At 71.5% G+C, this 9,252-nt stretch carries 10 protein-coding genes and 1 riboswitch; of the genes, 2 read left to right on the top strand and 8 right to left on the bottom strand.

The window, feature by feature from the left end; all coding sequences use genetic code 11:
* Nucleotides 1-54 precede the first annotated feature (54 nt).
* The 5 genes from H489_RS35105 to H489_RS35085 form a co-directional block, all read right to left on the bottom strand.
* Complete coding sequence (locus H489_RS35105) at nucleotides 55-669, bottom strand: superoxide dismutase (protein ID WP_017888565.1); 615 nt, start codon at nucleotides 667-669, stop codon at nucleotides 55-57.
* Nucleotides 670-713: 44 nt separating this feature from the next.
* Entirely contained in the window at nucleotides 714-1,223 is a 510-nt protein-coding gene (locus H489_RS35100; protein ID WP_017888564.1) for a flavin reductase family protein, read from the bottom strand.
* Between the two features lie 141 nt (nucleotides 1,224-1,364).
* Entirely contained in the window at nucleotides 1,365-2,888 is a 1,524-nt protein-coding gene (locus H489_RS35095; RefSeq protein WP_017888563.1) for an MFS transporter, read from the bottom strand.
* Between the two features lie 213 nt (nucleotides 2,889-3,101).
* On the bottom strand, nucleotides 3,102-4,109 hold the full coding sequence (locus tag H489_RS35090; protein WP_017888562.1) for a LacI family DNA-binding transcriptional regulator: 1,008 nt from the start codon (nucleotides 4,107-4,109) through the stop codon (nucleotides 3,102-3,104).
* Nucleotides 4,088-6,124, bottom strand: coding sequence for an aldo/keto reductase (locus H489_RS35085; protein ID WP_017888561.1), 2,037 nt, complete (start codon nucleotides 6,122-6,124; stop codon nucleotides 4,088-4,090). Before H489_RS35085 ends, H489_RS35090 begins: the two co-directional genes overlap by 22 nt.
* Nucleotides 6,125-6,279: 155 nt before the next feature.
* On the opposite strand from H489_RS35085, the gene H489_RS35080 reads away from it, so the two are divergent.
* Together H489_RS35080 and H489_RS38410 are read left to right on the top strand one after the other, a co-directional pair.
* Nucleotides 6,280-6,828, top strand: a complete 549-nt coding sequence (locus H489_RS35080) for a TetR/AcrR family transcriptional regulator (protein WP_017888560.1) — start codon at nucleotides 6,280-6,282, stop codon at nucleotides 6,826-6,828.
* 66 nt (nucleotides 6,829-6,894) lie between these two features.
* Entirely contained in the window at nucleotides 6,895-7,065 is a 171-nt protein-coding gene (locus H489_RS38410; protein WP_017888559.1) for a hypothetical protein, read from the top strand.
* A 91-nt stretch (nucleotides 7,066-7,156) separates the two neighbouring features.
* Here H489_RS38410 and ribH read toward each other — a convergent pair whose 3' ends face one another.
* Genes ribH through H489_RS35065 form a run of 3 tightly spaced genes read right to left on the bottom strand, consistent with a single transcriptional unit; the run spans nucleotide 7,157 to nucleotide 8,996 of the window.
* Complete coding sequence (gene ribH / locus H489_RS35075; protein WP_017888558.1) at nucleotides 7,157-7,636, bottom strand: 6,7-dimethyl-8-ribityllumazine synthase; 480 nt, start codon at nucleotides 7,634-7,636, stop codon at nucleotides 7,157-7,159.
* Nucleotides 7,633-8,322, bottom strand: a complete 690-nt coding sequence (gene ribB, locus H489_RS35070; protein WP_017888557.1) for a 3,4-dihydroxy-2-butanone-4-phosphate synthase — start codon at nucleotides 8,320-8,322, stop codon at nucleotides 7,633-7,635. The genes ribH and ribB overlap by 4 nt, the downstream gene beginning before the upstream one ends.
* On the bottom strand, nucleotides 8,322-8,996 hold the full coding sequence (locus H489_RS35065; RefSeq protein WP_017888556.1) for a riboflavin synthase: 675 nt from the start codon (nucleotides 8,994-8,996) through the stop codon (nucleotides 8,322-8,324). Before H489_RS35065 ends, ribB begins: the two co-directional genes overlap by 1 nt.
* 94 nt (nucleotides 8,997-9,090) lie before the next feature.
* Nucleotides 9,091-9,225, bottom strand: a riboswitch (FMN riboswitch).
* Between the last annotated feature and the right edge of the window lie 27 nt (nucleotides 9,226-9,252).

Here is a 9,252-nt window from a genome sequence, read left to right as displayed (position 1 = left end):
GGCACCGTGCCTCCCGTTCGTCAGGTCGTCACCGTGGCGACCCGCCGACGCGGATCAGAGCGTGACGAACCGCTGCGACTTCGCGTTCTCGAAACGAGCGGCGACGTTCTCCCAGTCGACGATGTTCCAGACGGCCTTGACGTAGTCCGCCTTGACGTTGAGGTAGTCGAGGTAGAAGGCGTGCTCCCACATGTCGAGCATGAAGATCGGGACGAGACCGAACGGGATGTTGCCCTGCTGGTCGAAGAGCTGGAACGTGGTGAGCTTCTGGCCCACGGTGTCCCAGGCCAGCACGGACCAGCCGGAGCCCTGGATGCCGTTCGCGACGGCGGCGAACTGCGCCTGGAACTGCTCGAACGAACCGAAGAACTCGTCGATCGCCGCGGCGAGCTCGCCCTCGGGGACCTTCGTGTCCGGACCGAGGTTGGTCCAGAAGATCGAGTGGTTCACGTGACCACCGAGGTGGAACGCGAGGTCCTTCTCGAGCTTGTTGATCGCACCGAAGTTGCCCGACTCACGGGCTTCACCGAGCTGCTGCAGCGCGGTGTTGGCACCGGTGACGTAGGCCTGGTGGTGCTTGTCGTGGTGCAGCTGCATGATCTTGCCGCTGATGTGCGGCTCGAGCGCGGCGTAGTCGTACGGCAGTTCCGGCAGGGTGTACTCAGCCATGTGAGGTCCTTTCGATCAGTGGGTTGTGGACGCGGCTCCGCGGCTCACGAGAGCCGGGAACGATCGGTGAGGGAGTGGAATTCCCGGTTGTGGTAGACCAGCGGCTCGCCACGGTCGGCGCCGACGATGATGTCGAGCACCTCGGCGACGACGACGGTCGAGCTGCCGATCGGGGTCGTCGACAGCGGTCGGCAGCGGAGGGCACTCGCCGCACTCGGCAGGTAGCGGTCGCCGGACGGCAGGGTGCCCCAGATCGGGTCGTCGGCCGCCGGGCTGCCCGTCGAGGCGAAGCGCTTGGCCAGTGCGACCCCGAGGGAGTCGACCAGGTGCACGACGAAGATCGGCGCACCGAGCACGACCCCGGCCGAGCCGGAGTTGGTGGAGAGCGAGAAGACGAGGACGGGTGGGTCGACGGCGACGCTCGCGACGCTCGACGCGGTGAGGCCGGTCGGTCCGTCCGGGCCTTCGGCCGTGATGACGGCGACGCCGGCAGGGTGCCCGCGGAACGCGGACTTGTACACGTCGGCGATGGTGGCCGGTGCTTCGTCGGGCATGGTGATCGTGGTCGTTCCTTCGGGAGGGGCTGCCGTCACTCGGCGGCTGTCACCCAACGTATGACCTGAACCCTGGTTGAGGTCAACGATTCACAGGTTCGGGGACGGCCGGGCGCGCCGTGGCGACGACTCCGCGCCCGCTCAGCGGCGCTTGAGCATGACGAGCGCACCCGCTGCCGCCACGACCATGAGCACCGCCGCGACGCCCGCGGTGATCGTCACGCCGGAGTCGAACGCCGCCCGTGCCGACTCGAGCAGTGCCTGCCCGGCGCCACCACCGAGCTGACCGGCCGCGGCGACCGCGCCACCGAGGGTCTCCTGTGCCGCGACGTGCGCCGACGAAGACAACCCGTCGGGCACCACGACGTGCGCCCGGTAGGTCGTCGCCAGGATCGTGCCGAGGACCGCGGTGCCGAGCACGGCACCGATCTCGTACGCCGTCTCGGACATCGCCGATGCCGCACCCGCCTTGTCCGCCGGTGCCGTCGAGATGATGAGGTCGTTCGTCACCGTCTCGGACGCCCCGATGCCGATGCCGAGCAGCACGAACGCGAACGCCAGGGCCGCGATGGACGCGTGGTGTCCGAGGACCGCGACGAGGGCGTACGCCGCCGCCGAGAACAGCAGCGCCACCGACACGACCCACCGCGGTGCGACCCGGGCGACGACCGGCACGACCGCGAGCCCGGCGACGATGGTCAGCACCGACCCCGGGATCAGCACGACGCCGGACGCGAACGGATCGAGCCCGGCCACGAGCTGCAGGTGCTGGGCGATGAAGAACAGGAACCCGGTGAGCGAGAACATCGCCGCCAGGTTCATCAGCACGCTGCCGGTGAAGGCCGTGCTGCGGAACAGCCGCAGGTCGAGCATCGGCGTGCGGGACCGCAGCTGCCGGCGGACGAACGCGATGCCGCAGACGACACCGACGGCGAGCATGGCGATCGCGAGGCCCCGCTCCTCGGGGTGCACGACGGACTTGATGGCCCAGGCGATCGGTGCGAGGGCTCCGAGGGACAGGAACATGCTCGGCAGGTCGACCGGCCCGGGCAGCGGGTCGCGGGACTCCGGCACGCAGAACGGCACACCGACGAGCATGAGCACGAGGATCGGCACCGCGACCAGGAACACGCTGCCCCAGTGGAAGTGCGCGAGCAGGGCGCCACCGACGAGCGGGCCGAGCGCGTTGCCGGCGGCGAACATCGTCGACCAGACGGCGAGCGCCATCCGCCGCTCCCCCGCGTCGACGAACACGTTGCGGATGATCGACAGCGTGGCTGGCATGAGCATCGCGCCGAAGACCCCCATCGCGATCCGTGCCGCGACGAGCATCCAGGCGTCGGTCGCGAAGGCCGCGGCCACCGAGAACAGGGCGAAGCCGGTCGCGCCGATCACCAGGATCCGCCTGCGGCCGATCCGGTCGCCGATGCTGCCCATGACGACGAGCAGTCCGGCGAGCACGAGCGGGTACGCGTCCACGATCCAGAGCTGCGTGGTGGCGTCCGGGTTCAGCGCGCGGCTGATCGACGGCAGCGCGAAGCTCAGGATGGTGTTGTCCACCGAGATGAGCAGCACCGGCAGCATGAGCACGGCGAGCGCCAGGAACCGTCGGGCGCGGCTCCCGGTGACGCGGGTGGCGACGGGGCTGGTGAGCAGTGCGGACACGGCGGACTCCTGGGACTTCGAGCCGGACCAGGTCGACGGCGGGTGGTACGTGGGGCAGACGAGACGGGACGCGGGATGGACACGCGCCCCGTCAGGACTCCGTTAGTGTACCGTCCGGACGGTTTTGGTTGCAAGTGCAACTGACGACGGCCGGGAGGCCCGTGGCGGTCGTGCCGTCTGCCGTCGGGCCGTCCTCTGGTCGCGTTCCCGGACCTACGCCGATTCGCGGAGCAGCAACCGGTGTCGCACCATGCGCTCCACGGCCGCGCCGGAGCGCGGCAGCTCGCCCGCGAGCATGCCGAGCGCGAGGTCGAGGGCCTGGCCGGCGACCTCGTCCAGGTCGACGGCCAGCGTGGTGAGTGTCGGCGCGACGAGCGTGCCGAGCGGCAGGCCGTCGACACCGACCACGCGGACGTCACCGGGGACGTCGACGCCGGCACGACGGCAGGCCGACAGCACGCCGAGGGCCAGGACGTCGTTGAACGCCAGGACAGCGTCCACACGGCGGTGCTCGGCGAGGATCCGCTCGGTCTGCTCGGCACCGGCCTCGGCGGTGGGCACGGACGCGATGACGAGGTCGGGCAGGTACCCGCGGTGCCGCAGTGCCGCGACCATGCGCTCCCCCCGCTGGCTCGGCACACCGTCGGCGGCGGCGTCGAGCACGACGGGGTGCTTCACCCCGGTGTCGACGAGGTGGTCGGCGAGGTCCTCGATCGCGGCGGTCGGGTCGATCCGGACCGCGGCGCGGGTCACCGGGCCCGAGGGGTCGAGCTCGACGACGGGGACCGAGCCGAGCCGTTCGATCCACTCCGGCGCCCGGGACCCGAGGTAGCCGATCACGACGTCGGTCTGCGCGCCGAGGGACTCCACCATCCGGTCCGAGTCGCTCGCGAGCCCGACGTCCGCGAGCATGACGTTCCACCCGCGAGCGGCGGCCAGGCCGAGCACCGCCGACGCGAGCGCGGGGGCGTAGGGGTTCCGCAGGTCGTTGACGACGAGTCCGAGCTGGTGGTCGCCGCCGGTGACGAGCCCGCGGCCGAACCGCGACGGCCGGTAGTCGAGCGCCGCCGCGGCCTGGAGCACGCGGTCCTTGGTCGCCGCGCTGATGCCGGACATGCCGTTCATCGCGCGGGTGACGGTCTGCCGGGACACCCCGGCGGCCGCGGCGACGTCGATGATCGTCGCGCGGCCGCCCGGGGTCAGGCGCGGAGGTCCAGCCATGCCACCTGTTCCGGGGTGAGGTCGACGGAGAGGCCGGTCATGGACGACCGGGCCTCCGCGATCGTACGGGGTCCGAAGAGCGGGAACGTCGGGAACGGCTGGTGGAGCACGTACGCCAGGGCGATCGCCGTCGCCGGGACGCCGAACTGCTCCCCGAGTTCGCGTGCACGCCGGAGCCGCTCGAAGTTGTCGTCCGAGTAGTAGCAGCGGACGAGCTCGGCGTCACTGGTGTCCTCGGGCGTCGCGCGGCCGGTGAAGAAGCCGCGGGCCTGCGACGACCACGGCAGCAGCGGGACCTGGCGCTCCTCGAGCCAGGCCTTCGACGCGGCGTCGGTCGCGTGCTCGCAGCCGTCCCACGGCACGTCGTACGCCTCGGCGAGACCGAAGTGGTTGCTCAGGACCTCGAACCCGTGCTTCCCGTTGGCCCGGGCGTAGGCGTTCGCCTCGTCGAAGCGTGCGGGGGTCCAGTTCGAGCCGCCGTAGACGCGGATGCGGCCGGCACGACGGTGCTCGTCGAGCACGTCGACGAACTCCCCCACCGGGATGTCCGGGTTGTCCCGGTGCATCATGTAGATGTCCGCGTAGTCGGTGCCCTGTCGGTCCAGGCTCTCGAGCAGCTGCCGGGTGATCGACTCCGGGTCGCAGTGCGGGGTGTGGGCCCCCTTCGTGATGACGACCACGTCCTCGCGGATCCCCCGGTTCTGGATCCACTTCCCGAGCCGACCCTCGAGCACCCCGCCGCCGTAGATGTACCCGGTGTCGAAGACGTTGCCGCCCTGCTCGACGAACAGGTCGAAGATCGCGCTGGCGTGGGCCAGGTCGGGCTGGTTGTCGACGCCCATCACCAGGCGGGACATCCGCTTGCCGACCCCCGGCACCTCGCCGTACCGCATCGGGTTGCCGTCCTGCACGGCGAGCGGTCGGCCGGACACCGTCGGGATGTCGGCGGACTCGGCCTCGAACGGGTAGCGCAGGCCGATCGCCGCGCGCCACCGGTCGAGCGTGCGCGCGGTGGCGAGGGTCTCGTCGATGGTCATCTGCGCTGCCTCGACCGCACCGGCACGCAGGGCGTCGGTGGTGGCGTCGGCCTCTCGGGCGTAGGGGTGCTCTCCCGCGAAAGAAAGCGAACGAGGGGGTTCGTCGACCGTGCGGATCTCGATCGTGGGGTCGTCGCCGAGCGTCCAGGGGTCGGTGAGGACGATGCGGCCGCGCGTGCCGTACACCGACACCGCGTTGTCGTCCTGCACGGAGACGCCGGTGCGGACCGAGGCCGTGACCCCGCCCTTGTAGGTGAGCTGCGCCACCGTCCACTCGTCGACGCCGGTCGGTCCGAGCGTGCCGGTGGCGGTGAGGTCCACGGGCTCGGCGACCGCGACCCCGGTGGCGGCCTGCACGATCGCCGCGGCCATCGTCACCGGGTAGCCGCCGACGTCGAGGATCCCGCCGCCGGCGGTGTCGACGTCGAACAGCCGCCCCGTGCGCTCCCCCGTCCGGAACGCGAACGAGGCGTCGATGTGGGTCACGTCGCCGATCACGCCGTCGCGGACCAGGTCGACCAGCGCCGCGGTCTGCGGGTGGAAGCGGTACATGAACGCCTCGACGAGCGGCAGGCCGGCCTGGCGAGCGGCATCGGTCAGCGCCATCGCGGTGCCGTGGTTCACGGCGAGGGGCTTCTCGCACAGCACGGCCTTGCCGGCCTGGAGTGCGGCGAGCACGAGCCGGGCGTGCCCGGTGTGCACGGTCGACACGTAGACGGCGTCGACGCGCGGGTCGGCGAGGACCTCGTCGTAGGTGCCGGCGGTCACGTCGGCGAACCCGTACCCGGCAGCCTCGTCGGCGAAGACCTGTGCGCGTTCGGTCGAGGAACTGCCGGCCGCCACCAGGACGCCCCCGCTGGCGGGCAGCTGCGAGAGGAAGCGTCGGGCGATGCCGCCGGGGCCGAGGACGGCCCACCCGGGGCGGTCCGTGGTGGTCGGGGTCGGAGTAGTGGCGGTGTTCGCCGTCTGCGCTGACATGCGGATCCTTGTCGTCTCGTGAACCTTCACGGTCGCTCCGACCGTAGCCCCTGCGGGCGCGATCAGCAACGGGCACACGGCACTTCGTGAGCGTTCACGGCGACTGCGGCCGTGCTGGCGTCCGCGCCCCCGGGAACTGCTCCTAGACTCTCGGCATGGCCAGTGCCCGCGACCGTGTCCTCGACAGCTTCGTCGCCATCGTGTGCGAAGAGGGCGAGCGCCCCGCCACCCTCGACGCCGTCGCCGCGCGCGCCGGTGTCTCGAAGGGTGGGCTGCTCTACCACTTCGGCTCGAAGGCCGCCCTGGTCGAGGGGCTCTGCGAACGGCTGTCGGACCTGTCCGCGATCGACGTCGAGCGCATGCAGGACGCCGAGGACGGCGCCGCGCGCTACTTCGTCCGCAACTGCCTGTTCGTCGGCAGCGAGCTCGACCTCGCCCTGCTCGCCGCGAGCCGCCTGCAGCAGGCCGGCTACGAAGAGGCGGGTCGCACCCTCGACGACACCGAGAACGCCTGGCTCACGACACTCGTCGACGCCCTGGGTGACGAGCCGACCGCGCAGGCCGTCAAGCTCCTCGGCGACGGGCTGTACCACCAGGCCTCACTCGGGGCCGCGAGCGAGGTCCGACCGAAGCGCGGCAGCGTCGACATGGAGACCCTGCTCGCCGTCGTCGACCGTCTGATCGCGACCCGACCCGGCGCGTGAACCGGCACACCCCCTGCTGGGGATAGACTGGGGAACGATCCACTCGTCGACACCCGGAGGTATCCCGTGGGCCGCGTCATCGCCGCTGTTTTCTCGATCCTGCTGCTGCTGGTGTCGATGTACCTGTTCGGGTTCGCCTTCCAGGTCGAGTCGGGCCAGGCCTTCGTCTTCATGGCGGGTGTGCTCCTGATGAGCCTCTCCTTCTTCCTGCCGATCCACGTGTTCGGCAAGCGCTAGCGGGCGCAGCCGCTCGACGAGCGCAGACAGAACGGCCCCGCACCTCACCGGTGCGGGGCCGTTCTGCGTGGAGCGTCAGGCCGAGAGCGGCTCAGGCCAGGACGCGCAGCGACCGCAACGTCACCGCGGTGCTGATCGCGGCGTGGGCGGCCTCGGCGCCCTTGTCCTCCTTGGAGCCGGGCAGCCCCGCACGGTCGAGGCCCTGCTGCTCGTCGTCCAGGGTGAGCACACCGAACCCGACGGGCTTGCCGGTGTCGATCGCGACCTGCGTCAGCCCGGTCGTCGCGGCGCCCGAGACGTACTCGAAGTGCGGGGTGCCACCGCGGATGATGACGCCGAGCGCGACCGCGGCGTCGAAACCGGCGCCGAGCGCGGTCTTCGCGACCACGGGCAGCTCGAAGCTGCCGGGGACGGGGATGACGTCGGCCGTCGCCCCGAGCCGCTCGACCTCGCGCTGCGCCCCGGCCAGCAGTCCCGCAGCGATCGTGTCGTGCCACTGTCCGGCGATGATGGCCACCCGGATCCCGGTGCCGTCGACCTGGTCGCGGTCCGCCGCGCCTGCTCCGCTCATCGTTTCGTTCCTTCCGTGGGCGCGGCAGTCGCTGCCGCCGCCCGGTCTGCCGCGTCCAGCCACTCGGCGAGCGCAGCGATGGTGATGACGGGCACGCCTTCGCGCGCCCCGAGTGCGACGAGCGCCGGCAGTCGCATCATGCTGCCGTCCTCGTCGACGATCTCGCAGATCGCCGCAGCGGGACGGAGTCCGGCCGCGGTGACGAGCTCGATCGCTGCTTCGGTGTGCCCGGCGCGCTCGCGGACCCCACCCGGTCGGGCGCGCAGGGGCACCACGTGGCCGGGTCGGTGCAGGTCGTCGCGCACCGAGTCCGGGTCGGCGAGGACCCGCAGGGTGCGGGCGCGGTCGTGGGCGCTGATGCCCGTGGTCACACCGACGGCCGCGTCGACGGTGACCGTGTAGGCCGTACCGCGGACGTCCTCGTTGTGCGCCACCATCGGCGGCAGGTCGAGCGCGTCGGCGATCTCGGTGCTGACCGGCGCGCAGATGAACCCGGACGAGTGCGCGACCGTCCAGGCGATCCACTCCGGCGACGCGAGCTCGGCGGACAGGATGACGTCGCCCTCGTTCTCACGGTCCTCGTCGTCGACGACGATGACGGGGCGGCCCGCCGCGATCGACGCGATCGCGGTCTCGATGCTCGACGAGCCGAGCGCCTGCGGGACGGTGCCGGCCTCGGCGACCATCACCGGGCCTCCGATCCGGTGGTCTCGAGCGGCTGCGCGGCGGTCTCGAGGGACTGCGCCGCGGCGTCGAGCCGCAGCATGCGGCGGACGTGCCGGGCCAGCACGTCGGTCTCCACGTTCACCCGGTCACCCGGCACACGGAGCCCGAGCGTCGTGGCCTCGAGCGTCTCGGGGATCAGGCTCACCTCGAACCAGGCGGCGTCGGGGTGGGTGTCCTCCGGGGAGACGGCGCTGACCGTGAGCGAGACGCCGTCGAGCGCGACGGAGCCCTTGTCGACCACGAGCGGGCTGAGCGCCGGCGCGAGCGAGAACCGCACACGCCGCCAGCCGTCGCCGTCGGAGGTCTCGAGCACCGCGGCGGTGCCGTCGATGTGGCCCTGCACGATGTGTCCGCCCAGGCGGTCGCCGACCGACGCAGCGCGCTCGAGGTTCAGGCGGTCCCCCACCCGGAGTGTGCCGTGGGCGCTCATGTCGAGGGTCTGCTTCATGACGAAGGCGGTGAAGGTCTCGGGGGTCTGCTCGACGACGGTCAGGCAGACACCGCTCGTGGCGATCGAGTCGCCGTGCCGGGCGTCCTGCACGACGACGGGGCCGTGCACGGTGAGCGCGACGGAGTCGCCCTGCTGCTCGACGGCGGTGACGGTGCCGAGTTCCTCGATGATGCCGGTGAACACTGGTGTCCTCTCAACGGGACTCCGGGGGCGTTCGACGATCGTCGGCATCGACGGACGGGTCGCACCCCACGGGTCGTGGGGTCGTCCTGTCCGCCCAGCGCGCCTCCCATCCGGACTTTCACCGTCGGTCCCGGAATTCCACCGGGTCAACATCTGGCGGGTTCGCACCCGTCGTCAGTTCGTGGACTGTCACCACCGGCTCGGATTTCCACCGACCCCGGAGCGCTTGCGTAGTCGGAACGATACCCCAGGCCGC

The organism is Curtobacterium flaccumfaciens UCD-AKU, assembly GCF_000349565.1.
GTDB classification, from domain to species: Bacteria; Actinomycetota; Actinomycetes; order Actinomycetales; family Microbacteriaceae; genus Curtobacterium; species Curtobacterium poinsettiae.
This window is presented reverse-complemented; position numbering and strand designations above follow the sequence as displayed.